The organism is Bradyrhizobium sp. CSA207, assembly GCF_029051685.1.
In the GTDB taxonomy this organism is placed as follows: domain Bacteria; phylum Pseudomonadota; class Alphaproteobacteria; order Rhizobiales; family Xanthobacteraceae; genus Bradyrhizobium.
Genome location: NZ_JAACFT010000039.1, coordinates 1 through 24,248 on the forward strand (window position 1 = coordinate 1; position 24,248 = coordinate 24,248).

General features: G+C 62.2%; 22 protein-coding genes and 3 pseudogenes. 10 read left to right on the top strand and 15 right to left on the bottom strand.

Annotated elements, in window-relative coordinates; all coding sequences use genetic code 11:
• Positions 1-250 precede the first annotated feature (250 nt).
• From GWG65_RS33115 to GWG65_RS33150, 8 genes are all read right to left on the bottom strand, one after another.
• Entirely contained in the window at positions 251-730 is a 480-nt protein-coding gene (locus GWG65_RS33115) for a hypothetical protein (protein WP_275199754.1), read from the bottom strand.
• A 142-nt stretch (positions 731-872) separates the two neighbouring features.
• The gene (locus GWG65_RS33120) at positions 873-1,796 is read right to left on the bottom strand and encodes a DUF2493 domain-containing protein (RefSeq protein ID WP_275199692.1); all 924 of its coding nucleotides are present in this window, start codon (positions 1,794-1,796) and stop codon (positions 873-875) included.
• Between the two features lie 330 nt (positions 1,797-2,126).
• Positions 2,127-3,188: a toprim domain-containing protein gene (locus GWG65_RS33125; RefSeq protein WP_275199693.1), complete on the bottom strand. Its 1,062-nt coding sequence runs from the start codon at positions 3,186-3,188 to the stop codon at positions 2,127-2,129.
• Entirely contained in the window at positions 3,188-7,507 is a 4,320-nt protein-coding gene (locus GWG65_RS33130) for a strawberry notch-like NTP hydrolase domain-containing protein (RefSeq protein WP_275199694.1), read from the bottom strand. The genes GWG65_RS33125 and GWG65_RS33130 overlap by 1 nt, the downstream gene beginning before the upstream one ends.
• Positions 7,508-7,691: 184 nt before the next feature.
• Entirely contained in the window at positions 7,692-9,809 is a 2,118-nt protein-coding gene (locus GWG65_RS33135) for a ParB/RepB/Spo0J family partition protein (RefSeq protein WP_275199695.1), read from the bottom strand.
• 107 nt (positions 9,810-9,916) lie between these two features.
• A complete protein-coding gene (locus GWG65_RS33140) occupies positions 9,917-10,873 on the bottom strand; it encodes a zincin-like metallopeptidase domain-containing protein (protein ID WP_275199696.1) in 957 nt (318 codons plus the stop codon).
• Between the two features lie 501 nt (positions 10,874-11,374).
• Entirely contained in the window at positions 11,375-11,659 is a 285-nt protein-coding gene (locus tag GWG65_RS33145; RefSeq protein WP_275199697.1) for a hypothetical protein, read from the bottom strand.
• 29 nt (positions 11,660-11,688) lie between these two features.
• Entirely contained in the window at positions 11,689-12,210 is a 522-nt protein-coding gene (locus GWG65_RS33150) for a thermonuclease family protein (protein ID WP_275199698.1), read from the bottom strand.
• A 272-nt stretch (positions 12,211-12,482) separates the two neighbouring features.
• Here GWG65_RS33150 and GWG65_RS33155 point away from each other — a divergent pair, with 272 nt between their 5' ends.
• Positions 12,483-12,749, top strand: coding sequence for a hypothetical protein (locus GWG65_RS33155; protein WP_275199699.1), 267 nt, complete (start codon positions 12,483-12,485; stop codon positions 12,747-12,749).
• A gap of 31 nt (positions 12,750-12,780) precedes the next feature.
• Here the strand turns inward: GWG65_RS33155 and GWG65_RS33160 are convergent, their stop codons facing one another.
• On the bottom strand, positions 12,781-12,966 hold the full coding sequence (locus GWG65_RS33160; protein ID WP_275199700.1) for a DUF3606 domain-containing protein: 186 nt from the start codon (positions 12,964-12,966) through the stop codon (positions 12,781-12,783).
• Positions 12,967-13,075: 109 nt separating this feature from the next.
• Here GWG65_RS33160 and ligD (GWG65_RS33165) point away from each other — a divergent pair, with 109 nt between their 5' ends.
• Both ligD (GWG65_RS33165) and GWG65_RS33170 read left to right on the top strand, forming a co-directional pair.
• A complete protein-coding gene (ligD, locus tag GWG65_RS33165) occupies positions 13,076-13,996 on the top strand; it encodes a non-homologous end-joining DNA ligase (protein ID WP_275199701.1) in 921 nt (306 codons plus the stop codon).
• Positions 13,996-14,163: a hypothetical protein gene (locus GWG65_RS33170; RefSeq protein ID WP_275199702.1), complete on the top strand. Its 168-nt coding sequence runs from the start codon at positions 13,996-13,998 to the stop codon at positions 14,161-14,163. The genes ligD (GWG65_RS33165) and GWG65_RS33170 overlap by 1 nt, the downstream gene beginning before the upstream one ends.
• Before the next feature lie 48 nt (positions 14,164-14,211).
• Here the strand turns inward: GWG65_RS33170 and GWG65_RS33175 are convergent.
• Positions 14,212-14,825 (bottom strand): annotated as a pseudogene (locus GWG65_RS33175) (cell envelope biogenesis protein TolA).
• Positions 14,826-14,968: 143 nt separating this feature from the next.
• Between GWG65_RS33175 and ligD (GWG65_RS33180) the strand changes: the two are divergent.
• A complete protein-coding gene (ligD, locus tag GWG65_RS33180) occupies positions 14,969-15,916 on the top strand; it encodes a non-homologous end-joining DNA ligase (RefSeq protein WP_275199703.1) in 948 nt (315 codons plus the stop codon).
• Between the two features lie 79 nt (positions 15,917-15,995).
• Here the strand turns inward: ligD (GWG65_RS33180) and GWG65_RS33185 are convergent, their stop codons facing one another.
• The 3 genes from GWG65_RS33185 to GWG65_RS33195 all read right to left on the bottom strand — a co-directional run bounded on the left by GWG65_RS33185 (position 15,996) and on the right by GWG65_RS33195 (position 17,957).
• Positions 15,996-16,460: a metallophosphoesterase family protein gene (locus GWG65_RS33185; RefSeq protein ID WP_275199704.1), complete on the bottom strand. Its 465-nt coding sequence runs from the start codon at positions 16,458-16,460 to the stop codon at positions 15,996-15,998.
• Positions 16,457-16,960: an NUDIX domain-containing protein gene (locus tag GWG65_RS33190; protein ID WP_275199705.1), complete on the bottom strand. Its 504-nt coding sequence runs from the start codon at positions 16,958-16,960 to the stop codon at positions 16,457-16,459. The genes GWG65_RS33185 and GWG65_RS33190 overlap by 4 nt, the downstream gene beginning before the upstream one ends.
• A 64-nt stretch (positions 16,961-17,024) precedes the next feature.
• Positions 17,025-17,957: a Ku protein gene (locus tag GWG65_RS33195; RefSeq protein WP_275199706.1), complete on the bottom strand. Its 933-nt coding sequence runs from the start codon at positions 17,955-17,957 to the stop codon at positions 17,025-17,027.
• A gap of 144 nt (positions 17,958-18,101) precedes the next feature.
• Here GWG65_RS33195 and GWG65_RS33200 point away from each other — a divergent pair, with 144 nt between their 5' ends.
• The 4 genes and pseudogenes from GWG65_RS33200 to GWG65_RS33215 all read left to right on the top strand — a co-directional run.
• A complete protein-coding gene (locus GWG65_RS33200) occupies positions 18,102-18,497 on the top strand; it encodes a hypothetical protein (RefSeq protein WP_275199707.1) in 396 nt (131 codons plus the stop codon).
• 46 nt (positions 18,498-18,543) lie between these two features.
• Entirely contained in the window at positions 18,544-18,993 is a 450-nt protein-coding gene (locus GWG65_RS33205) for a hypothetical protein (protein ID WP_275199708.1), read from the top strand.
• Between the two features lie 3 nt (positions 18,994-18,996).
• A complete protein-coding gene (locus tag GWG65_RS33210) occupies positions 18,997-19,722 on the top strand; it encodes an SOS response-associated peptidase family protein (protein WP_275199709.1) in 726 nt (241 codons plus the stop codon).
• Positions 19,722-20,044 (top strand): annotated as a pseudogene (locus GWG65_RS33215) (DNA polymerase IV); the annotation flags it as partial. The gene GWG65_RS33210 and the pseudogene GWG65_RS33215, both read left to right, overlap by 1 nt.
• A 370-nt stretch (positions 20,045-20,414) precedes the next feature.
• Here GWG65_RS33215 and GWG65_RS33220 read toward each other — a convergent pair.
• Positions 20,415-21,533 carry an IS110 family transposase gene (locus GWG65_RS33220; protein ID WP_275199710.1) on the bottom strand — a complete coding sequence of 373 codons (1,119 nt, stop codon included), beginning with the start codon at positions 21,531-21,533 and terminating at the stop codon, positions 20,415-20,417.
• A gap of 99 nt (positions 21,534-21,632) precedes the next feature.
• Here GWG65_RS33220 and GWG65_RS33225 point away from each other — a divergent pair.
• Positions 21,633-22,343: pseudogene (locus tag GWG65_RS33225) on the top strand (DNA polymerase IV); the annotation flags it as partial.
• A gap of 122 nt (positions 22,344-22,465) precedes the next feature.
• Here the strand turns inward: GWG65_RS33225 and GWG65_RS33230 are convergent.
• Entirely contained in the window at positions 22,466-23,539 is a 1,074-nt protein-coding gene (locus GWG65_RS33230; protein ID WP_275199711.1) for a hypothetical protein, read from the bottom strand.
• Between the two features lie 174 nt (positions 23,540-23,713).
• On the opposite strand from GWG65_RS33230, the gene GWG65_RS33235 reads away from it, so the two are divergent.
• Complete coding sequence (locus GWG65_RS33235) at positions 23,714-24,229, top strand: hypothetical protein (protein WP_275199712.1); 516 nt, start codon at positions 23,714-23,716, stop codon at positions 24,227-24,229.
• Positions 24,230-24,248 lie beyond the last annotated feature (19 nt).

Genomic DNA, 24,248 nt, shown 5'->3' on the forward strand with positions numbered 1-24,248 from the left:
CTCCACGGGATTATGCGGAGCGGCGCAGCCACAAAAGCCCGGGAAAGCCCCGGCTATCAGCCAACGACTCCGCATAATCCCGCGCTACGCATAATCCGCGTTATGCGGTGCACCGCATAACGTCGAGATCGGTACGTCTTGCTTAAAGCTTTCCGAGGAGAAGCGCGGCTACCTCTCTTTCAAGCTCGAGCCCCCTCGTTCAACGTGGCGCCCCGTGCGATCTTGCCCAACCGATGGCGTCGAAGCGTCATCACTCATGCGTGGCGGCTGTGAGAACTGGTTGAGGCATATTCTCCGCCACCCCGGCCGACTCCGACGGGCGGGTCCCCGCGAACGCGATCAAGCGCGTCCATGCCGTGCCGCCGATGCAAACCGCACCTCCGCAAGCGAAGGCCTCGCGCCAAGCTAGCGAAGGCACCCCGATCTGCGATAAGGCAAACACCAGATGATAGCCGGCGATTGCCGCGGGGACGGCGAACGCGGTTGCGATCGCGATGCGCAAGATCAAGGACCGACTAACGGCAACGGCGACCTGACCAGCGGCAAGTGTCAGCGCACCAGAAGCAATTCCGATCAGCAGCGCGCCGACGACGCCGGCGCCATCGCGAAATGCCAACATCCCGACACTGAGTGCGACGAAAAACGGCAGGGGATACACAGCGAGCGCAAAGATCGCCCAGCAGAACAAGCCAATGCCGAGTGTATTGAGAACAAGCCCAAGCGCGAGCATGGTGGTGGCTCCATGTGCATAGATGTACCGGTCGCGCCTTTCCACCACCACCACGGCGCGGATTCGGACGTAAAATCGAAACGAGGCGGAGTTGCGGCGTGCAACTCCGGCCTAGTTGTCTCGAGGTCAAGCACGACGGCGCTCACGCGCCGCCGAACCTCCACACCGGGATGCCGAGCCGCTTCGCCTTGTCAGCGAGATTATCCTGAATTCCCGTGCCCGGGAAATGCATAACGCCGATCGGCAGAAGCTGGAGCAGGGCATCGTTGCGCTTGAACGGCGCCGCCTTGGCGTGCTTCGTCCAATCGGGCTTGAAGGCGATCTGTGGCACCTTGCGATTGGTCGCCCATTTCGCAGCCATCAGTTCAGCGCCTTTCGGGGAGCCGCCATGGAGGAGGACCATGTCGGGATGCTTGGCATGAACCTTGTCGAGCCGATCCCAGATCAGATGATGGTCGTTGAAATCGAGCCCGCCGGTGAGTGCGATCTTCGGCCCCGGCGGCAACATGACCTCAGTCTCGGCGCGGCGTTTTGCTGCGATGAAGTCACGGGAATCGATCATTGCCGCGGTGAGCGTTCGGTGATTGACCAATGATCCCGACCGAGGACGCCAGGCCGAGCCGGTGTGGACCTCAAATCGCTCGATGGCCTGATCCCGGAACAGCTCCAGGCAATTGCGACGCTCGATCAGTGAGATGCCTTCGGCCGTCAGGCGCTCGAGTTCGACCGATCGCACTTCCGAGCCGTTCTGCTCGCGCTGGCTCTTATGCTGCGCTTGTTCGTTGTCATCGAGTTGGCGTTCGACGCGGTCGACGGCTCGATGGAACAGGTTGACGGTCGACCAAAGCAGGTCGTCAAGGTCCGGTTCAAGCCGCGTGTCGCTCAGGGTCGCGACCAGGGCATCAAAGATGTCCGCTATGGCGCCGGCGATCATCTTGCCCTCGGGGAGCGGTCTTGGATCGGGCTGGTCGTCGAAGGGACGATAGCCGAAGAGCTGTAGTTCGGTGAGGACGTGGTCCGTTGGAGACGAGGCGTGCTGCGGTTCGATGTCGTCATGGTCGGTCATGGGAAGAGGTCCTTTGCCGGATGGGCCGCGACCTTCGCGGCCTTCGTGGCGATCCTCTGACGGCGGGCGGAACGGACCAGAACCCGACAGGGCCGAAGCGACAGCGGAGGATGGCGGAGGCCGGCTATTTTGCTTCGCGATGCAAAGCGCGCCGATTTGATGGCTATTGTGTCTTCTCGTCGCCGGCGCGCGGCGGAAAATAGCCGGACGCAGCCATTGCCGGCCCGGGCCGCTTGCCGTCCGATCGCCCTCTAGAAGGCCGAGGTCGCGTCCTCTTCGGTATTGGCCTCGCCTATGACCGGCCTATCAACATTGATCGAACACCGGGAGCTATTCCGCGGCCACCGTCGACGAATGCAGGAAGCGAACGACGTCCTCTGGCGCAAGCTGAAACCGCAGGGCTGCTCGGAGGGCATCGACACCGAAGACCTGCAGATCTTCGTTGAAATCGCCCAGCCGGGGCGACAGCGCGATCGCCTCAATGCCGGCGTCTGTTGCGCGCTGGGTTAGAACCGCGTGCACCGTGTCGCCAGCGGCATCGGCATCGAGGGCGATGTAAAGGCGACGCAGGCCAGTCGGGAGCAACATGGCCGAGAGGTGATTGGCCGAAAGCGCAGCCGCCATCGGCATCGTCGGCAGCATGTAGCGTAGCGAAAGCATGGTTTCGATACCCTCGCCGGCAGCGAGCACGTCGTCCACCACACCGAACCGAACGGCGTTGCCGAGCAGGTCGCCCATCGCGCGTCGTGGTGTATCGATCGGAGCCTTGCCGAGCCGAACCCGATCAAAGCCATCCGGATCGAGCCAGGTGCGGTGCACGCCGGTGATCCGTCCATCGAGATCCGTGACGCAGGCAATCATCGCCGGCCAGATCTCGATCGGCAGATGGTCGTCCGGCCGATAGTAGCAGCGTGGGTGGAAGCGCAGACTGCCACCATGGTGGATGCGGGCTATTCCGCGACGCTGTAAGCACCTCTCGGCTACCGTCCCTTCAACCGGGCTGGACATCGCAAAGAGCCGACGAGCCGCCTCTTGTGATCCGGTCGGCGCTGGCGAACGAACCGGTTTCGGGATCGGTTGCTGCTCAGAACGAGGAAGCTTGAGAAAGCGCCTCGCCTCCTCGGCGACCTCACGAAAGTCTTGCAACGCCAGACTTTCGCGAATGATGTCAAGGAGGTCGCCATGCTCACCAGTTGCGGCATCGGTCCACTTGCCCGCCGGCCCCTTCGGCGATTCCTGGAGCCGCACGAACAGTGAGCGGCCCGCGGTGTTGTGCACGTCGCCGACCACCCAGTACCGCCCCGCCCGCTTGCCATTGGAGAGATAGTGTCGGCACACCGCCTCCGCTTCGCGCGCGAGGCGGCCAGCCAGTTCGGAAGCATCGCGGGACATCACACTGCCTCCCGCTGAGCGATGCGCACAAGCGGATAGGCGTCGAGCACCCTCGACAGGATCTCGACGCCGCTTGCGTCCGACGGCACGAACATGCGCAGCTTCCAGGAGATGATCTCTCCGAAGAGGCCGTAGGCCCGCAAGCGATCGCGCATCGTGTCGTTGAAGCCGGACAATTCGATGCGATGTGTGCCCATCACCCGGACGCGGCGAAGCTGGAGCCCCTCCGCAAGCTCAAGGACGGTCCGCCCCTCCATGAGCGCGGCAAAGGCAGCGTCCGGCGTCAACGCCGGCGCGCCAGCCGCAAGGACATTCGCGACCCAGGTACCCGAGACCTTGCGGCCGACGATCCGCTCGCCCGAATCGGTCTGCAGCCGATAGACCCGGGTCGACTCGTTCGGCAGCCGCTTCCAGATGGGCAACAGCAAGCCGGCCACGACGTGGATCGTGCTTTCCGTGAACTCGGGCACTTCGGCAAGCTCCGCCAGCCAGGCTGTGGCGAAGCGTTCACGCTCTGCTTGGACCCAATGACTCTCTGCCATCATGTTCAAGGAAACGTTGTGCTGCTCCATCGGCCGGATCAGGCGGACGCGCCTCTCGATTTCGCCGTCATCGAGCATCACGCTCGCCGCCGGGACTTGCACGGCGGCCCGTCCAGAGCGCTCATTGACCAACAGGACGGAATGGCAATCGGAGACACGAAGAGCATCATCCAGGCTCACTGGATGATTACGCTGGCGCTGGGTGATCGTGAGAAGCCGGGTCTCGGCGCCGGTGCCGGGATGGTCGTAGATCGTGCGCCGGTCAGTGACGACAAAGATTTCGGCCCGGAGCGTTTCCAGCCCGACGTCATAGCTGCCCGAGGCAACCGCACCTTCGATCCGAGCCGTCAATAGCTGCTCGAACACGGTGAACAGGATATTCTGAAGATCGATCGTGAGCGCCAGCAACCGGTTCAGGAACGTCGTGATCGGCGGCAGGTCATCCCTGAGACCGTTGGCGTCCGTCAGCTTCAGGCCGGTCGCATCCTCGAACCTCTTGAGAGAGCAGCCCTCGACCTTGCCGCGTGCGAGCAGCGTATAGAGTTGGCGCAACGCGTCGCGGCCGTACTGGCTTTCGAGGTTGTCCTCGGGCCGGAACAGGCCCTGCCCGCCGGTCTGGCGCTGGCCGCGGGTGATGGCTCCCAAAGTGTCGAGCCGGCGCGCAATGGTGCTCAAGAAACGCTTTTCGGCCTTCACATCGGTTGCGATCGGGCGAAACAGCGGCGGCTGCGCCTGGTTGGTCCGGTTGGTGCGGCCGAGCCCCTGGATCGCGGCGTCCGCCTTCCAGCCGGGCTCGAGCAAATAGTGGACCCGCAGCCGGCGATTCCGCGCCGACAGCTCGGCATGGTAGCTCCTCCCCGTGCCGCCCGCGTCGGAGAACACGAGGATCCGCTTGGCGTCGTCCATGAAGGCCGACGTCTCGGCGAGGTTGGCCGAAGCGGCCCGGTTTTCGACGACCAGCCGGTCGCCCTTGCGAATGATGCGGCGCGAGCGGCCGGTCACTTCGGCGACCATATCGGTGCCGAAGCGCTGCACGATTTGATCCAGCGCCCCAGGCACCGGCGGGAGCGAGGCGAGCTTCTCGATCAGACGGTCGCGGCGGGCGACGGCCTCCCGGCTCTCGACCGGTTGGCCGTCACGATAGACAGGCCGGGAGCAGAGGTTGCCCTCAGAATCCGTGAATAGCTCGTAGAGCTGGACCGGAAAGGAATGGGCGAGATAGTCGAGGACATACTCGCGCGGCGTGATGTCGACCTGGACGTCGCCCCACTCCTCGGTCGGGATCTCGGCGAGCCGGCGCTCCATCAGCGCTTCGCCGGTGGACACGATTTGGATGACCGCGGCGTGGCCAGCCTCAAGATCGCGGTCGATCGATCGGATCAGCGACGGCGTCTTCATCGAGGTCAGGAGATGCCCGAAGAAGCGCTGCTTGGCGCTTTCGAAAGCAGATCGTGCCGCGGATTTTGCCTGCCGGTTTAGCGTTCCCGTCGCGCCGGTGATGTTGGCGGCCCGCATTGCGGCGTCGAGATTATTATGGATGATGCTGAACGCATCGGCATAGGCGTCATAGATGCGAACCTGCTCGGGCGTGAGCTGGTGCTCGACGAGCTCGTACGCGACGCCCTCGTAAGATAGAGACCTCGCCGCATAGAGACCGAGCGCCTTGAGGTCGCGCGCGAGCACCTCCATCGCCGCCACGCCGCCCTCCTCGATCGCCTCGACGAACTCGGCGCGGGTGGCGAACGGGAAATTGGCTCCACCCCACAATCCCAGCCGCTGGGCGTAGGCGAGATTGTGCACGGTCGTGGCGCCGGTTGCCGAGACATAGACGACGCGGGCATTCGGCAAGGCGTGCTGGAGCCTCAGCCCCGCGCGCCCCTGCTGAGAGGCCGCCTGGTCGCCGCGCTCGCCCTTCTGGGCTGCCGCGTTCTGCATCGCGTGGCTCTCGTCGAAGACGATCACTCCATCGAAGTCGGAGCCCAACCATTCGACGATCTGCCGAACGCGCGAAAGCTTCTCGCCGCGCTCGTCGGTGCGCAGCGTAGCGTAGGTGGTGAAAAGGACGCCTTCCGCGAGCCGGATCGGTGTGCCCTGCCGGAAACGGGACAGCGGCGTCACGAGCAACCGCTCCATACCGAGCGCGGACCAGTCGCGCTGCGCGTCTTCGATCAGCTTGTCGGATTTACTGATCCAGACCGCGCGGCGGCGGCCCTTGAGCCGGTTGTCGAGCAGGATACCGGCGACCTGCCGACCCTTGCCCGCGCCGGTGCCGTCGCCCAAGAACCAGCCGCGCCGAAAGCGGACAGCATTTTCTGCATCGTCGCGCGCGGCCGCCGCGACATCAAAGGTCGCGTCGACCGTCCAGGAGCCCGCAAGAAACTCGGAATGCGCCTCGCCGGCGTAGATGACGCTCTCAAGCTGGGCGTCCGACAGAAGTCCGTCTGTCACGAGTTTGGCCGGCAGATGTGGCCGGTAAGACGGCTGGGGCGGCGCGACCGAGGCCATCGCGGCGGACTGAACAAGTTTGGTCGGATGCGCATGCGCGTCCGGAATATGGATCGCCTGCAGTCCATATTCCTCATAAAGCGTATCGGTCAGTCGAGCGCCTTCCGGAGGTGTCCACTCGACCGTCTCGTAGGTGAGTTCGACGTCCTCTGGCGCACCCTCTCCCGAAGTGGACGACGGCCGTGGCGCAAAGGCGCTGACCGGCCGCAGCGCCGCGGGGCGCCGGATGACGTCGACCATGACGGGGGTGAGAACAGGCAGCCTCGGGGGCACATACTGGGTCACCCAGTCAAGCAACGCGGCGACATCGCCGGCCATGCCAAGTGAAGCAGGAAGGACGTTCGGGTTTGCGGCGGGCTGCTTGTCGATCACAAGCAGTCGTGTGTCAGTCTGCGTTCCGTGCTTGGCGTAGACTGCGCCATCGATGGCGGCAGAAAACACCACCCGCCCGCGTTCCTGAAGACGAACAAAGGCATCTCGCCATGCAGGGTTATCCGAAGCAAGGCTCGCGCCGGTGATGGCGACCAGACGCCCGCCGTCGCAAAGACGCGCCAAGGCTGAGGCGATGTTCCGGAAAGCCGCGTCGGCCATCCGCCGATCGACGTTCGCCAACGCCGAGAACGGCGGGTTCATCAAGACGACGCTCGGTACAACACCCGCATCGAGGTGATCATTGATCTGGGCGGCGTCGAACCGAGTGACCTTAACGTTGGGAAATAGTTGGTCGAGCAACGCCGCGCGTGTCTCGGCCAACTCGTTCAATACCAAGGCGCCGCCGGCGAGCTCGGCAAAGATGGCGAGCAAGCCGGTCCCTGCGGAGGGCTCCAAAACCCGATCGGACGGCGTGATGCCGGCAGCAGTGCATGCGGCAAGCCCAAGCGGGATTGGCGTCGAGAATTGTTGAAGGGTCTGGCTGTCTTCGGAGCGCCGCGTGTGGGTCGGCAGGAGAACGGCGAATCTCGCGAGCATCGGCAGCATCGCGGCCGTCGAGCCGGCCTTGACGCGGATAGCCGGGCCAAACTTGCGAAGGAACAGAACGGTTGCCGCCTCGCAGACATCGTAGGCGGTCTTCCAGTTCCAGACGCCAGAGGCGTCGGAAGCGCCGAAGGCAGCTTCCATGGCGCCGCGCAGCACAGCGGCATCGATGCGACGGCTGCGCTCGAGATCAATCACGAGCTGTCGCGCGGCCCTGACGGCGGCGGAGGTGAGAGTTGCAGCGGCACGCATCGAGAGCGGCGCGGCGGCAGCGCCGCCGGCGAGAGATTCGGTCATGGCAGGATTTCTTTCGGAGAGCAGAAGCGGGTCGAACCATCAGGCGCTCTCCTTAAGACCCGACGGCTCAAACCCTTCCCGGCCCGGCTCTCCCTCTCAGTCCTCACCCATAAAAATGGGGACCGGCGCGGCACACCGGTCCCCGAGCAATTGTGGGATGGCGGGAGCCATCCCGTTCTAGACATCATTCAGCCGCGTCGAGCTGTTGCGGATCATCGTCGCTCGCGTTCTCCCGATCCTCGTCATCGGCGAGGAATTCGGGCAGCGGGCCCGCTTCACCCTCCTGCTCCCCTGACGCCGCATCTGGATCGATCAGACGCAGCGGCTCCGGCAACCAGCCTGAACCGTCGAGAAGACGCTCGGCCTCCTTGGCCATGTCGGCCTTCTTCAGGTGATCGATCAATTGCGCGGAAGATTCGCCTCGCGCTTCCCGCACCGCCTCCAGAATGCGAGGCTTGGTGACCCGGCCGAGATAGTTGTCGACGGAGGGCTTCCACGCCGCTTGCACCATGTCGAGCCCGACGGCGCGCGCCAGCACATCGGCGTGGTCGAGCCGGGTGCGGACACCGTGCGCGGAGACGCGGGCCTGATTGTAGCGGTTGGCCGGCTCGTAGAGAGCGTTGACCGCAAATGACGCGCAGTGAGCGAACAGGGATGCCTGTGCGTCGCCATCGAGGGCTGAAAGAACTTCCCAGAGATCGCTCTCACCCTTCGGCAAACGTGCCTTCCAGGACTCATGCCGCGCCTCGACGGCCTTCGCCGACGCGCTTTCCCTTAAGCCGGGCGCTTGAGCCGGAAAGGTCGGCGTGCGAAGTCCGATCTCGAGGCAGCTCCCGGACGATGCGAACCGGTAAAAGGCCGTCAGCACGAAGTTGTGCAGCACCGCCTGGAACGCGATCGCAGGATTTTCTGCCAGCGCATCCCGCAACGCCAGCGTGCGATGCGCTGTCAGCTCCGTGATCAGCCGATCCGGCAGAGGTTTTGTCGCGTCCTCATCATCTTCTTCCGCGTCAGCAGCGCCGCCGGCCACCGCAATGACCGAGCGCTGGACGGAAGTACCAGCCGCCTTCCCCTCGATCGACTGGGTGTCGTCGGCATGTCCGACCTCAGGATCGTCTGCCGACAAATCGTCCTCCGGCCGGACGTAACCCCGATCCACCGAGAGGCGCCCCTCGGAATCGATGCTGATGAAGACACCGGCGCGGGCGATCTCGGCCGGATCGTAAATCATCGGCCGGTCTTCGAGCGCCATCAGTGCCGTCTCGATTTCGCCGAGACGCTGATCGACCTCATCGGGCAACTCGTCGGCATCCTGGTAATCGGCTTCAAGCTTGGCCTGCTCGGCGTTCAGAGCATCGATGGTGGCCTGCTCCTCGGGGGATAAATCGACGGGTTTGCCCTCGAGCTCGCGCAGGCCCCTAGTGTGATCGAAGGCGAAATCGACAGCGAGCGATATCCACTTCCAGCCTTCGGCTGCAATCGACTCGGCTTCAGCTTTGAGCTTTTCTGTCACGAGACGATCGAGCAAGGCGACGTCCTGGAGCCAGCCTCCATCGTCGTGCTCAAACAGATCCCGCAACACGCCGCCGCCGGCCTGCTCGTAAGCATCCAGCCCAATGAACTGAACGCGGCGATCGGACGCGCGCACCGTATTCTCCGTGAGCATTCGCCGAATCTGATACGGTTCGTCATAGCCGGATCGGCTGACGTTCTCCCAGACCTGCTCCTGCCTGGCATGGTCGGCTGTCACAGAGAAGGCCATGAGCTGCTCGAGGGTCATGCCGTCTTCGACATAGACGTCGTGGAGCTTTGGCGACACGGACGCCAGCCGGAGCCGTTGCTTCACGATGGCAGGTGTCACGAAATGCCGAGCCGCGATATCCTCCTCGGACATGCCGGCGCCACTCATGGTCTGAAAGGCTCGGAACTGATCGAGCGGATGAAGCCCAACCCGCTCGTCATTCTCTGCAAGCGAGTCGTCTTCAGCGATGCCGCCCTCACGCACGACACAAGGAACGGCCTGCGTCTTTGCCATGCGCTTCTGCTTCACCAGAAGTTCCAACGCACGATAACGGCGGCCTCCGGCCGGCACCTCGAACATGCCGGTCTCATTGCCTTCGGCGTCCACAACCGCCCGCACGTTGAGACTTTGCAGCAGCGTGCGCTGCGCGATACTTTCGGCGAGCTGCTCGATGGAAACGCCCGCCTTCACATGCCGGACGTTGGACTGGCTGAGGACCAGCTTGTTGAACGGAATGTCACGTGAGGGGGACAGCGTGATCTTTTGGACAGCCTTCGTCATATCGATTCTCCTCGACGGGCGGCCGGGAGCCTCTCTCTCGGCCTCCAACCCGTCGCGAAAACCGCCGCCACCTCTCACTCTCTTGTTCGAGGCAACAGGTGAGAAACTCACGCCGCCTCCTGCTCCGCTCCATCGGTCGTCATGTCGACAACCACTTCCGGCAGGAAGCCAAGGAGGTAATCAGCAACCTTGCTGGCCTGCGACGCCGCCCGCACGATCGCGCGATTATCCTCTCGCAGCACCTCCAGCCACGAGCCGATATAGTCGGCGTGCCGCACCGTCGGCACGATGCCGAGCGAGGCGCAACTGAACGCAGATGAGATTTCCGCAACCAACTCCTCGAACGCATACTTCCTGGTACCGTAGCTGCCTGACAGGTCACGGTTGAGACGTGATGAATGACCGCTGGCATGCGCCAATTCATGCAAGGCCGTTCGATGCCAATTGATCGGGTCGAAATAGGCTTGCGGTGGCGGCACCTGCACATAATCTTCCGTTGGCGCATAGAAGGCGTGGTTGCCGCCGATGCGGAAGTCGATGCCTGTTGCTCTGATTAGGTGTCCGACCTGGGGCTCGATCAGGCCTGGCGGCGGAGGCGGCGCCGTTGTTGCGATCTCTGGAGGCAAGCCGTCGCATTGATCGCAGTTGAAGACCGTAAAGCGCTTGAGAAACGGAATGGCCTGCGCTTCCTCACCGCTCTCGCTCGCGCGGCGTTTTTCGTCGACCGGCACAAAGCGGTCGGCATAGACGACGGTGGTGCCTCGCTCGCCCTTGCGGACGTGACCACCGAGCGACAGCGCCTGGCGGAATGTAAGCCAGCTCTGACCTGTAAAACCGTGTTCGGTCGCGGCACCCCATAAAATCAAGATGTTTATGCCGCTGTATTGACGGCCGGACGCCGCGCTCTTCGGCAAGGCCAGTGGCCTCTTCGCCGCCGCGGTGCCCCAAGGCTGCACCCACGGCACTCGGCCAGCCTCGAGCTCGGCGATGATCTTGTTGGTGATGTCGTCATAAAGGCTTGCCCGGTCCTCACCGGTGCGCGCCTGAGGATAGTGTCTGGGCATCGCGGATCTCCGCGACGGGCGCCGCGAGCCTCTCTCGCAGCCTGTAACCCGTCACGGCAAAACCGCGCCGACACTCTGACTCTCGCCTCTACCCGAGAGGATGCGACATCTGCGACGCAGCCCGCCTTCCATCGGGTGTTCATGGGAATTGCTTTGAGCTACCTAGGGCCGCAGGCCCGACCAGGCGTGCGCCAGGGGCGCATCGCCACAACGGAAATGGTACCCGGAGAGCGTGAGCATAGCGACCCGAAGGGGCACGCGGGTCCGAGTGCAGCGACAAGACCGGTTTAATAGCGGCACCCGGGAACGGGGCAGTGATAGCGGTCGCCGCAGGCGAGCCCCTTTTCCGAGTGCCCCCGGCGAGGAGCTCCGCATCCGCTTGCGCGAGGGATCGAAGCCGGATGGCCGAGACGCAAAGCGGCTCGGTTCACGAGAGCCCGGTGCGGCGACAGCCGCACGCGCTCTGGCCGACCAACTCCGCCAATACTTGAATCAGTGGATTTAGATTTCCTCGCGCGCATTGGTCTGCGCGTCATAGATCCTGATCTCAAGCATGGGAAAACGCCTCTTTAGTTCTTCGCCACCTGCCCTGGCGCCGTCCCTGGTTGCAAATTCGGCTTTCAGCCGGCCGTCCACTTCAAGCGCGTAACCAGAGGCCGGCAATTCACGGGTGGCTGCAACCATTTCATTCCCATTGTACAGTGAGGTGTTGGGAATGATGAGTAGCGTGAGTCGCCCAAACCGCGCCAGAGCCACCTGCCCAAGTCCGGTGATTGGCCAACCCATGTTGTGGACTGGCGCCTCGCAGGGATCGATCAAGGATGGGCATTTGCATCATCCGAACAGGCGGACGGCCTTCCACGTGCGCGGATGCATGCACGATAGAGCCACGGCTCGACGTAGCTGCCCTTCCAGAGTCCCTGGCCGGTGCGCTCAGCCCCGCGCTGAGCTTCACGATACCTGCCCTTCGAGTATTGGGGCCAATCCAACGCAAGGCCGTTGCGTACAAGCCATTCCCCGAGATCCCTACCTGCGACCGAGCAGGTCGCAACCGTGCGGCCATACGGGTCGAGGCTGACTGGGACACAATTGACAGGACGGCGGGCAATGAAGGCGTCAAGGTCGTTCGCGGCCTGCGCGCCGCAACGATATTGCAAGCTGTCTTCGCCGCGGCACAGCTGGCTGCTCTCCGGTGCATCGATGCCCCAAAGCCGGATGCGCACTCCATGCATTTCCAACGTGTCGCCGTCGATCACGCTGGCCTGTCCGACAAACTGATCGGCCAGCGCCGCGCTCGACAGAATGGCGAGAATCAATGCGACAGCGGTTCGACACATTCCAATGTCCTTGAGGCTACCGTAAATCTCACCGACCGCCGTCGTATAGCCGGTTGAGGCAAAAGGCGCTCCAGCGCCCTCTGCCAGACGAGGCGCTGAAAGTCGTCATGCGCGACTCGCAAAAGGAAGACAAGATTGCTGCGTGTTTGGTTTTACACAGGGCGGCAGAATACGTGGAAAAGCACCTGCCCAGACGTTTTGGAATCCCTGCTCTGTGTTAGCAGCCGGAACGAATCGAGGGCTGCAAGGATTCTCGCGGGGGAGCGATCTTGATGCTGATGACCAAGGAGAGGCGGACGGCGATCCGCACGGTACGGGGGTGGGCGATAGCCGTGCTGCAGGAGACAGGCGCGATCCGCGAGTGCGAGTACCACGGCTGGATGCGGGACCGAGCAGATCCGCACGCCCGTGAGCGGGCGTTCGAAATCGTCCGCCAGGATGCGCCTCCGGGTCTTTCGCCCGAGGCCGCCGCCGACGCGATGATCGAGGTCCTGGACTCGATCGGCGACACCTGTCCCGAATGCCCGCCCGAGGTCTAGGCACGCGTCGGACAATCGAGCGAGCAAAGACCTAGCGCCCCAGACGCTTCTCGACCCGCTTCCGGCTGTTGCCGACCTTCTTGACAGCTTTCTTGACCGCTGAAGCGGACCGCCCTGTCTTTTTGGACTCGTACCCCACTTCATACTTTTGCCCGCCGGCCACACGAGCCCGGTCCTGCTTGCGCCCGCGCGCCGTCTTCTTCTTCGCTGCCGCCATAGGCTCCTCCTGTCGGATTTGATAGCAGACCAACGCAGCAAAGGATTCACGGGTTCCGGAACGATTCGAACTGTGTCAGTTTGAATCAGCTGTCGCGTGGAGTGCTTCAGTGGCGTTTCAGCGTAAAGGACCCGCGGCCATCGGCGTGAAGGCGCCCATCCCCGGCTTCATCGAACCGGCCTTGGCTACCTCGATCGAGAAGGTGCCGTCCGGCAGGCGATGGATTCACGAAATCAAGTTCGACGGCTATCGGGTCCAGGTGCATCTGGCCAACGAGCTGGCCAGGATCTTCACCCGGCGCGGCCACGATTGGACGCACCGCTTCAAGAAGGTCGCCCACGATGCCTGGCGCATCAAGGCGAGCTCGGCCGTGATCGACGGCGAGATCGTCGTTCCCGCCGCCGACGGCAGCACCGATTTCTCTGTGCTACAGAACGAGCTCAAGGGCAAGTCGATCAAGATCGTGCTGGTGGCGTTCGATCTGCTCTATCTGAACGGCCGCGATCTCCGGAAGCTGCCGCTCATTCAGCGCAAAACCGAACTCAAGAAGATCCTAATCGGCACCGACGTTCAGTTCAGCGAAAGCTTCGAGATCGAGGGACGCGAGATGTTCGCGCACGCCTGCAAGGTCGGTCTCGAAGGCGTCGTCTCAAAAGTCCGGGACGGCCCCTATCCGAAGGGCCGTACAAGCGACTGGGTGAAGAAAACCTGCGCCCAGCGGGAGACGCTGACCATTGCCGGTTTCGCACTCGAGGGAACGAAGTGGGACGGCATCTATGTCGGCCGGTGCAAGGGCGACGATCTGGTCTACGCCGGCAAGGTCGACCACGGCTTTGACAAGGTCTCGGCCGCCGATCTGCAGAAGCGGCTTAAACCCCTCATTCGAAAGACCCAGCCCTATGCCAAGCGCATCGACCACAAGGGCATTTGGGTTGAACCCAAGCTTCTGGCAGAGATCGAATATCGCGCGAAGTCGGCCGAGGGAAAGGTTCGGCACCCGTTCTTCCGGGGCCTGCGGGAGGACCTGTGATGGATGCATTCGACCGCTTCTGGCAGTGGGCCAACAAGCCGTTGGAAAGTGAACTGACGATACCGGCCGAGCTACATCAGGCCGTGATGGAGCTTGACCCTGAGAAGCGACGAGAACGCGTGGCGGTGAACCAAGCCGCAGCACGCGTCCAAGATCCCGAACGCTGAACGCTTGAAGGTGATCGCTGGCCTGCGCTCCGGGCCGCCCCACAGAAACTAACCCCGCGCGCGCCGCAGCGCGGCTTCCAATTGCGCCTTCTCCTTGTCCCAGCGGGCCTGTTCGATTTGCGATTTCTTCTCAAGAGCCTCGATATCGGCCTGGATGGCGGCGGCCTGCTTCGCGCGCTTCTGCTCGGCCTTGTCCAATGCAGCCTGCGCCTTGCCGACCGCCTGCTGACGGCGTTCACGCTCCTTCTGCCTGGCGGCCTCCTCCATCGCCCGTTCACGTTCACGGCGCGTCTGCTCCCGTTCGTAGGCGAGAGCGGCCTTCCGCTCCGCAGTCTTGTCGATTGGGCGGGAGGATGGCTTCTTCGCCTTTGGGCCTTTCGACTTGCGGGCGGCTTTCGTTGGTCGGCCGCCGGCAAGGTCGGTGGGCAGCTCGGCATGTTCGCTGAAAGGCCGGTTGGTCCCAACCGGGCGCCTGAGAACGACACCAGGCTTTGCCAACGTCGCGGCGATGACGTCCGGATCGTGGCTTTCCTTCGCAGCGCCCTGGTGGAAGAGATTGCTGTCGGCGCCCCCGCCTCCAGAGCTGCCGTCATGGATGGCGCCGCGATCGCCTGATCGAAGAAGCCCAGCGAGGTCTGATAGGTCTTCAATTTTCTGGCCATCGGTCTGATCCGCGCTCCCCCGATCGATCGTCCACCTCGCGCACGCCGCCCCGCCTGCGGAACATGACGCGGCCTCGTAGCGTTCCCTAATCCTTGAAGGACGTCCATGCATTTCGGAACGCGCTCTTAAGGATTGGCCTCGGATGAGCCGGACGTCGACTCTGCCCAAGCGCCTGCAGCCGATGCTTGCTACGCTCACCGACGCGCCATTCGACGACCCCGGCTGGGTTTTCGAGGACAAGTACGACGGCTTCCGGATGATCGCGGAAATCCGGCGGGGCAAGGTTGCGCTCTACAGCCGCAACGGCAAGATCATCAGCCGCAGTTATATCGAGGTCGCCAAAGCGCTGGAGGGCGTGAAGGGCGACGCGGTGATCGATGGTGAGCTTGTCGCGATCGGTAAGGACGGCGTCTCGCATTTCCAGCTGCTTCAAAACGCGCTGCGCCATGAGGCGAAGCTCCAGTACTACGCCTTCGATCTCATGTTTGAGAACGCAGTGGACTTGCGCAAGCAGCCTCTCCTCGAGCGCAAGAAGCGGCTAAAGGCGATTCTGCCGCCCGACAAGCTGATTGCCTTCAGCCCTCACCGCAAAGGGAATGGTATCAAATTCTTCGCCGAGGCCGAGCGGAAGGGTCTGGAAGGCGTCATGGCGAAGCGCGCCGACAGCGCGTATGCGTCCGGAAGCCGGACGGAGGATTGGCTGAAGATCAAGACGGCAAAGCGACAGGAAGTGGTGATCGCCGGCTTCACAGCGCCCAGGCGCACCCGGCCGTTCTTCGGCGCCCTGGTCCTCGCCGTGCGGGAAGACGATGCATGGCGCTACATCGGACATGTCGGCACTGGCTTCAGCCACAAGGTCTTAGAAGACCTCCATGCCAAGCTCGTGAAGCTGACAACCCCTAAATCACCCTTTCCTACCAAAGTGAAGGCCGACGCCGCCACGACCTGGGTCAGGCCCTCGTTGGTGGCCGCGGTCAAATTCGCGGAGTGGACGAGCAAGGGCGAGCTGCGCCAGCCCGTCTACCTCGGGCTCAGGTCCGACAAGCAGGCGAAGGATGTCGTGCGCGAGCGAGAACGTCCGCGCAAATAATCCCTTCGGGCGTAACCGGCAAACGGAACGAATCAACGCATTCGACTCCTCCGCTGTGAGTTCCCGCGCGGTGGTGCGCTCAGTCGCCTCCAAGGTCGTGGATTTCCGGTCGCACGCCCTCACGCGTGACTTCGAGCGTCGCAAGCGTGACCGGCAGCTTGAAGCGCCGCGGTCCCGCGCTGCCGGGATTCAGGTAAAGAACGCCACCCATCGTGTTGATCCTCGGCACGTGTGAATGCCCGGAGACGATGATGTCGATGCCGGCGCCGGGATCGGCCTGCAGCGTCTTCAGGTCGTGCAGAACGTAGATCGACTTTCCCGCCAGGCACACGAGCTTCGTCTCGGGGTATTGGCGGGCCCACTCGCCGCTGTCCATGTTTCCACGGATGGCCGTGACGGGCGCGATCCGGCGAAGCGCGTCGACGATCTCTGGGCGCCCGATGTCGCCGGCATGGATGATGTGATTGACACCCGTCAGGCCTCGTTCCGCCTCGGGCCTCAACAGGCCGTGCGTGTCCGAAATGATTCCAATCCTGAACGTCATTTCCCGGCGCTCTCAACCGCGATCGCCAACAGACGATCGAGAAGCTCTACCTGCCCGGACAGCATCTTCGTCCGCGCGAACTCGATATTGAACCATTCCGCACGGTCGACTTCGGGAAAGCTCTGCCGTCGACCGCTTCGTGGCGGCCATTCGATATCGAAGGTATTGCTGGTCAGCGCCGCCGGATCAAAATGGCCTTCTCCGGCGAATGCGATAACGCGCTTGCCTCCTCGCTGTCGGATCTCCCCCAGCGTCCGGAGTGGACCAATCGAAGCATTCGGGCCGAGTTCTTCGGCAAACTCGCGCCGCGCGACCTGCTCCGGAGCATCCGCGGCATCGATTTCGCCCTTGGGAATCGACCAAGCGCCATTATCCTTCTTGCGCCAGAACGGACCGCCGGGGTGAACGAGCAGAACCTCGAGCCCGCGAGCGCCCTTGCGGTAGGCGAGAATGCCCGCACTCAACATTGATTTTCTGGAAGTCTTTTTCAGCGCAGCCATATCGCTCGCTGCCGCGGACGACGAAGTAACGGCCGTCTGGCGCCACTGGATGCTTAGCGACCCGCTATGCTGACTTCCGCTGCGGTTTGGCCTCCGGCTTCTTCGCCGCGGCCTCCTTGGCCGGTTTCTTGCCGGCGATTGGCATCAGCATTTCCTTCTGCCCGGCCGCCGCCTTGCGCGCCTTTTTGCCTGGCTTCTTCTGCGATTCTGTCGCTGTCGCCGCGTCTGCTCCAATGCTCTTGCGCAGCGCGTCCATCAGGTCCACCACGTTCTCGCCGCGGGGACGCGCTTTCGCGGTAATGGGTTTACCGGCGCGCTTCTGGTTGATGAGATCGATGAGGGCGGTTTCATACTGGTCTTCGAACTTGTCCGGCTCGAAATGTCCCGCCTTCTGATTGACGATGTGCCTGGCGAGGTCGAGCATGTCCTTGGTGACTTTGACGTCCTGGATATCATCGAAATACTCATCCGCAGAACGGACTTCGTAGGGATAACGCAGCAGCGTTCCCATCAGCCCCTTGTCGAGCGGCTCGAGCGCGATGATGTGCTCGCGATTGGTCAGCACCACTCGACCTATCGCGACCTTGTTCATCTCGCGAATGGTTTCGCGAATGACGGCGAAGGCATCGTGGCCGACCTTACCGTCCGGACGCAGATAGTAGGGACGGATCAGATATCGCGGATCGATCTCGCTGCGGTCGACGAACTCGTCGATCTCGATGGTTCGCGTCGATTCCAGCGCGACATTCTCGAGCTCCTCCTTGGTCACCTCGATGTACGTATCGGTATCGACCTTGTAGCCCTTGACGATGTCTTCGTTTTCAACTTCCTCACCCGTGTCCGCGTCCACCTTCGCGTACTTGATGCGGTGGCCCGTCTTTCGGTTGAGCTGGTTGAAGGAGACCTTTTCGGACTCCGACGTGGCGGGATAGAGCGCTACCGGACAGGTGACGAGGGAAAGACGCAGGAAGCCTTTCCAGTTAGCGCGGGGGGCCATGGCGGGGAACTCCAATACTGATGCCGGATTCAAGACGAATGGCCTGGCTTGGTTCCGACATCGCGACCCGTCCAACAGGGTGATTTTTTCTTCCCGCGGCTTGAGCAGACTCGACTTTTGTTCTCTTTATGTTCTAATTCCGGCATGACGGATCGACCCGCGAGCTGGCGCATGCCGACCCCAAAGCAGATGGAAAAACTGGCCGCCGAGGCCGCTCGCAGGCCGGCTCCCCCCGCCGCGGCTCTAGATGCACGTCTTCCGGCCGAATACTGGGAATCGGTCCTCAAAGACCCTCGTGCCGGCGCGACCGGGGCCCAGATGCAGCAGCGACGTCTGTCGGAAATCCAGCGCCACGTCCTGCGCGTCTGCTGCCGCCGCTGCGAGCGGACCGTGGAAATCCAGACTGCCGATGCAGTCCGGTTGTATGGCGTCAACGCGGTCTGGAAGGACGTCGCGCAGCGGCTGCTCGACAACACCTGCCAGCAGCGCACCGGCAGGCATGAAGAAGACGGCTGCTGGCCGGCGTTCGACACGCCGTAGCCGCTTCCAATATCGCCGATCCGATCTCTTGCGCTTGGATGTCCGGATGGCCCCGAAGTATCACCCTACGCCCCTGTCGGGCGGCGACCGCAAGGCTCTGGCGAAAGAGCTCGGCAAGGCGCGGGCAATGGCCAACATCCTGGCCGCCCGGTCGGCGGAGACGCGCGCGAAAGGGGAAGCGCTTATCCAGCAGGCCGACAAGCTGCTTTGCGAAAGCTGGAACGAGCGGATGTGGTCAGACGGCGAACCAATAGATCCGTCGCCTACCATCGACCAAGCGGTGAATGGAGGCTTCCCTTGGCTTGAGATTCAGTGCGCGCGGTGCAAGACGCCGAGCGAAGTCGACCTCGCGGCGATGAAACATCCTCCGACCACCTTCGTGCACGATCTCGCCAGCCGGCTGCGCTGCCGCAAATGCGCCAAGGTGGGCCGGCGTCCTTCCGCGACTCTACTACAGTTGGCGTGGCAGCCGCGCCACCCTCGGACTGAAGCCTGACCGATGTGCAATCTCTATTCGATCACGACCAACCAAGCCGCCATCAGCGCGCTGTTCCGCGTCGTGAACCGATACGTTGGTAATCTCGCGCCGATGCCGGGAGTGTTTCCCGATTACAAGGCGCCGATCGTGCGCAACGGGGCCGAGGGCTGCGAACTCGCTACGGCGCGCTGGGGAATGCCGTCGTCGTCAAATGCGCTGATGGACGCCACCAAGAAACGCGCCGAGAAGCTGCAGGCCAAGGGCAAGGCAGTGGATTTCAAGGAATTGCTGCGGATGGAGCCGGACAGCGGAACGACAAACATCCGCAACGTTCAAAGCAAGCACTGGACGCGATGGCTGGGGACCGAAAATCGCTGCGTGGTGCCGTTCAACTCCTTCAGCGAGTTCAACAAGGCCGAGGGCGGCGATATCTGGTTCGCGCTCGATGAGACCCGTCCCCTCGCCTGCTTTGCCGGCATTTGGACCAACTGGACCTCCGTCCGGAAGGTGAAGGAAGGCGAGACGACCAACGATCTCTTCGCGTTCCTGACAACCGAGCCCAACGCTGAAGTCGGCGCCATCCACCCGAAGGCGATGCCGGTGATCCTTACTACGCCCGACGAAGTAGAGGCCTGGATGACGGCCTCTTCGGACGAGGCCTTGAAGCTGCAGCGGCCGCTCGCCGACGGAACGCTTCGGATCGTCGCCCGCGGCGCCAAGGAAGACCCGATCGGGCCGACAACGTGATGGATGGGGACGACGACCAGGCGGTTTCCCCGGGCCGCCAACGCAAGATCATCCACATCGACATGGACGCTTTCTATGCGAGCGCGGCGTGGTGGCAGCCGCTAGCTACGAAGCCCGTAAATTTGGTGTCCGGTCAGCCATGCCGTCGGTGACGGCCAAGCGGCAGTGCCCCGAGCTTATCTTCGTGAAACCTCGCTTCGAGGTCTACAAGGCGGTCTCACAGCAGATCCGCGAGATCTTTGCCGAGCACACTCCGATCATCGAGCCGCTGTCGCTGGATGAGGCCTACCTCGACGTCACCGAAAATCTCCAGGGCATACCATTCTGATGTCCCCAGTCAAGCACACAGCGCACGGTTTCTCATCTCCACGAGGACTCATCGTGAAGTTCTTGTGCCGATGGATCGTGCAGAGGAGAAGGCGGGACTCAAAGACGTCGGTGAACAGGCTCTGATGCGCGGGTTCGATACCGCATTTCCGTTTTTTCGTCTGGGGCTGTCCCTGGTCTAGCGTCGGGCGTCGATCGGATGATCGGCCACATAATGGATTTCAGGATTTCCCCTGCCGTGGTCCCGCCTTCACTTCTGCACGATTAATGTCTGCGACTGCCCCCTGATCTTGATTGCAACAAAGGGGGCGGTGGGCCGGTCGAGCGCACCTCACGACTCGAGCGGTCCACAGCCCCCAACGATGTCACGCCTGTCGAGGTGGCATGAGCTCGCGATTGATCGCCCAAATGAAGGCGGATAGCTCTCGGGCAATCGCCGTGACGATTACGGTTCGCCGCTTGCCCTTCCGCTCGAGTGAGCGGAAGCGTCCGCACAGCCTGGTTTGCGCTTTCCACGCAATCTCGCGCGCGACTCTCGGTGCGGCCTCCACCTTTGGCTGCTTGTCTCGGCTCACGCGCGGCGGATATCGATAGCTCCAGGCCGCCTCTACAAGAATACGTCGCGCCCGCCCATTACCGGCTTTGGTGATGCCGCCTCGCTTGACTTGGTCGCCAGTCGAGTTTTCTGTGGGCACCAGACCCAGATAGCCCATCAGCTCGCGCGGATTTTGAAAGCGGGATAGATCACCGATCTCGGCCAGCACCCCCACAGCCGCAATGAGATCAATCCCACGCACCGCCTGCAGGGCCGACACAACCTCGGCGAGCGACCACTCGGGTACTACCTCGCGGATGGCATCTTCCAAACGCTCCAGCCGCTCACTTTCCTGGCGTATCCCCTCAAGTAACTCTTCGAATGCGATGCGCTGCTCGCGATGCTCGAGCTTCTGCGACATGAGCCATCTCATGTGGGCTGGTCCCCACGTTGTCTTGCCCGGATAGATGCGTCCCAGCCGCAGCATCAATGACGAGATCTGTTGACGCTTGCCCTGGAGGTCCTTCTTCACTGCTTGACGGGCGCGCGAGAGATCGCGCATAGCCTCATGGCGCTCGTCCGGCACCCACACCGCCGTGAGCTCGTCCGCGCGCAACAGCTTGGCGAGGCTTACCGCATCGCGCCGGTTCGTCTTCACTCGATCGCCGGCCTTCTTCGGAACGAGCGAGGGGGCCACCACCAGGCAGTCATGGCCGAGGCTCTTGAGCAGTCTGTAGAGACCGTATCCTGTTGGCCCTGCTTCGTAGCAAAACGTCAACTGACAGCATTTCGCTGCAAGCTTTGCCACCAGCTTTCGGATCGCTGCCTCCGTGGCAGGAAACTCCCCGAGATATCGTACCTCGCCGCCACGGCCGCCATCGGCAATGGCTATAGCATTGCGCGATTTTGACGTATCGATTCCGACAAAGACCTCGGTATGATGACCCACGACTCGCCCTCCTTGTTTGAGGCTCTACCCGGTCCATCCGGGCAACCCTCGTCGCAACATCGAGGGTGAGTCGCCTCATTTTGTGGGGGGACATACAGTCTAGCCCGGGATATCGCGCTCGCGATCCGCGCGAAGATCAAGGAGGTAACCGGCCTCAACGCCTCTGCCGGCATCTCCTATAACAAGTTTCTCGCCAAGCTCGCATCCGACCACCGCAAGCCCAACGGCCAGTACGTCATCACGCCCGAGATGGGCCCGGCATTTGTAGAAGCCCTGCCGGTCGGCAAATTCCATGGTATCGGACCGGCGACCAGCGCGAAGATGAACTCGCTCGGCCTCCACACCGGCCTCGACATGCGCAATCAGTCTCTCGAATTCATGCAGGCAAACTTCGGGAAGGCCGGAAGCTATTATTACTGGATCTCGCGAGGCGTCGACAACCGCGAGGTCCGCTCCGATCGAATACGAAAATCGGTCGGCGCAGAGAATACCTTTTTCAACGACCTAACTGATTTCAAAACCATGGTCGCCGAACTGCAGCCATTGATCGACAAGATCTGGCTGCACTGCGAAGATAAGGGAGCGCGAGGACGAACGGTAACCCTGAAGGTCAAGTTCAACGACTTCAAGATGATTACGCGCAGCAGGTCGGTACCAGTCGCCGTTTCGAGTCGCGCGGATCTCGAACGCCTATCGGTCGCGTTGCTTCAGAACGAGATGCCTTTTTCGAAGCCAGTTCGGCTGTTGGGGGTGTCGGTTTCGTCGTTACAAGACAACGAAGCAGAGCTGGAGCTTGGTCTATCGATCTAACGATCGCAGCGCACGCATCATCGTATTGCTCTCGCCGCCGCGGAAGCCTTCTCAAACCCGCGATGAGCGGAACAATCCAAGGCTTCCGTTTGCTCTGTAGTAACGCGAGCGCGCGATCCAGGCTATTCGTAGGGCAATTCGCCGAAGAGACCGATCATGAGGTCCCCGTGGAGTTGAGCAAACGGAATATCGACATAATGACCCGGGTGCCTTGGTTTGGCTCTGCCGTCATTTGGACCGTTCCTAGTGTGCCCGCGTACATGCTCGCCGCTATCCTTGATATAGGGCAAAATGACCAATCGGCCGTGGTTGGTCGAGCGGATTGTGCCTTCCTTCCACAAGGTGCTTCCCTCGGACTCTTTGGTGGAAGTGGTCTGTTTGACCTGCCACCCGATGCCGCCATCATCTTCGTACCAGAAGACGATGCCGTTCGCGACCAGCACCTTTTGACCATTGGCCAATGCTTCCGCCAGCATACGCTGTACGCTTGCGAGTTGAAGCAACTGGTTGGCGCGGGGCAACAAGATCTGCCGAATCTTAGCCTTTGTCTTTCCCCAATGGTCGTCGACGCTGTAGCCAAAGCCGTTGGCGATCCGTGCTCGCAAGGCTTTTGCCGCGGATCGCTCGCCGGCGATGTAAGGCTTGGACCATTTATTGTCGTGCGAGAGGTAAAGAATGGAGCGGTGCCAACTGCGATCTGTCTTCCGGACCGTCACGATCGCGATCCTCAGATAGGGCATGTCTGAAAGCTGTTCGCTCAGTTCCTGACGGAAAGAAGCCGACTCTGCAGGCAGCACAATCGCAGAAGGATCCGGCCGCGGGTCTTTGGCGTGCCGTCGGCGTGCCTCTGCAAGCATAAGCTCCTCTTCGTCGCGAAGGCGTTCTTTGGATTGCAAGTTCTTTGCGACTTTAAGCTGGAGCGAACGTTTCCTCTCCGCATCCATCTCGCGCGCTGCGAGCGCGACATGCAACGTCTGATTGAGTATGGCGGCGGCCGATAGCGCGGCCTCTCGGTCCGGATAGACGTCGCCGCGCACGCCTCCATTCTCGGTCGGCACCCTGCGGTCGCGCCAGATTGGACCCTTGTCGCCTTGCTCTACCAGTTCCTGCATCAACCAGTTATCGAACAGCGGGCGATAGTGCGGCCACACCGCCAGTGCGGCATCATAATCTCGGGCGTTGTCTCCCCATTTCATCGCATGCTCTCAACATTAATCGGTTATAGAAGTTCGCGTGGCGCGGTTGTATCTACGCCTATTGAGACAAAACAGGAATGAGCGACCGTCAACTCGGGGCGTTGGGATATTAAAATTCGTACGCTCGCCTCCGCTTGATCGGGCGCTGAGCTGGATTGGGATGGGTGAGACAAAATGCGATTCTTCCCGGACAACGTTCCGCTTATTGCTTTTCTGGCAAACTTGGTACCCCTATTGCATTTCCACTTTGCGAAAGTGTTCCGCAGCCCTGGCCGCGAAATACCGACATACCTCTATGTCCTGCTTGGGATCGGATATCTGAGCATCGTCGTGTTTTTCATCGTCGATTTCTCGCGGCAAGACCGTATTCACTATCTGGATCTCATCGCAGCAACGACCGTCTATGCGGGAATTTTGTACGTCGCGATCGGAGAGATGCTTCTCCGGGGCGGCGCTCTATATCTGACGGAATGGCGTGGCGAACACTGGGCCAAGGAGCTCGACTACGTTTATCTTACCCTTGGCGCCATTGGCCTAGCGATGTCCACGAACCGTCTCGACGTAGTCGACCAAAGATTATCCGTACCGGAATTCGTGGGCCCATTTCTGCTGGCTACGGCGCTCGTCGTCCGGGCGCTAAAAACGCGCGTCGAGATAAATGAATGGAACAAGGCTCCCAAAGCGCCCTGAAACCGTACGCCCCGCGAAG

Excerpts from the sequence above, each read along its gene's own strand:
- GWG65_RS33185 (WP_275199704.1), bottom strand. The coding sequence starts at position 16,460 with ATGACGTTCAGGATTGGAATCATTTCGGACACGCACGGCCTGTTGAGG.
- GWG65_RS33145 (WP_275199697.1), bottom strand. The coding sequence starts at position 11,659 with ATGGGTTGGCCAATCACCGGACTTGGGCAGGTGGCTCTGGCGCGGTTT.
- GWG65_RS33140 (WP_275199696.1), bottom strand. The coding sequence starts at position 10,873 with ATGCCCAGACACTATCCTCAGGCGCGCACCGGTGAGGACCGGGCAAGC.
- GWG65_RS33210 (WP_275199709.1), top strand. The coding sequence starts at position 18,997 with ATGTGCAATCTCTATTCGATCACGACCAACCAAGCCGCCATCAGCGCG.
- GWG65_RS33150 (WP_275199698.1), bottom strand. The coding sequence starts at position 12,210 with ATGTGTCGAACCGCTGTCGCATTGATTCTCGCCATTCTGTCGAGCGCG.
- GWG65_RS33120 (WP_275199692.1), bottom strand. The coding sequence starts at position 1,796 with ATGACCGACCATGACGACATCGAACCGCAGCACGCCTCGTCTCCAACG.
- GWG65_RS33115 (WP_275199754.1), bottom strand. The coding sequence starts at position 730 with ATGCTCGCGCTTGGGCTTGTTCTCAATACACTCGGCATTGGCTTGTTC.
- GWG65_RS33130 (WP_275199694.1), bottom strand. The coding sequence starts at position 7,507 with ATGACCGAATCTCTCGCCGGCGGCGCTGCCGCCGCGCCGCTCTCGATG.
- ligD (WP_275199703.1), top strand. The coding sequence starts at position 14,969 with ATGAGCCGGACGTCGACTCTGCCCAAGCGCCTGCAGCCGATGCTTGCT.
- GWG65_RS33200 (WP_275199707.1), top strand. The coding sequence starts at position 18,102 with ATGACGGATCGACCCGCGAGCTGGCGCATGCCGACCCCAAAGCAGATG.
- GWG65_RS33230 (WP_275199711.1), bottom strand. The coding sequence starts at position 23,539 with ATGAAATGGGGAGACAACGCCCGAGATTATGATGCCGCACTGGCGGTG.
- GWG65_RS33205 (WP_275199708.1), top strand. The coding sequence starts at position 18,544 with ATGGCCCCGAAGTATCACCCTACGCCCCTGTCGGGCGGCGACCGCAAG.
- GWG65_RS33125 (WP_275199693.1), bottom strand. The coding sequence starts at position 3,188 with ATGTCCCGCGATGCTTCCGAACTGGCTGGCCGCCTCGCGCGCGAAGCG.
- GWG65_RS33160 (WP_275199700.1), bottom strand. The coding sequence starts at position 12,966 with ATGGCGGCAGCGAAGAAGAAGACGGCGCGCGGGCGCAAGCAGGACCGG.
- GWG65_RS33170 (WP_275199702.1), top strand. The coding sequence starts at position 13,996 with ATGGATGCATTCGACCGCTTCTGGCAGTGGGCCAACAAGCCGTTGGAA.
- GWG65_RS33190 (WP_275199705.1), bottom strand. The coding sequence starts at position 16,960 with ATGGCTGCGCTGAAAAAGACTTCCAGAAAATCAATGTTGAGTGCGGGC.
- GWG65_RS33135 (WP_275199695.1), bottom strand. The coding sequence starts at position 9,809 with ATGACGAAGGCTGTCCAAAAGATCACGCTGTCCCCCTCACGTGACATT.
- GWG65_RS33195 (WP_275199706.1), bottom strand. The coding sequence starts at position 17,957 with ATGGCCCCCCGCGCTAACTGGAAAGGCTTCCTGCGTCTTTCCCTCGTC.
- GWG65_RS33155 (WP_275199699.1), top strand. The coding sequence starts at position 12,483 with ATGCTGATGACCAAGGAGAGGCGGACGGCGATCCGCACGGTACGGGGG.
- GWG65_RS33235 (WP_275199712.1), top strand. The coding sequence starts at position 23,714 with ATGCGATTCTTCCCGGACAACGTTCCGCTTATTGCTTTTCTGGCAAAC.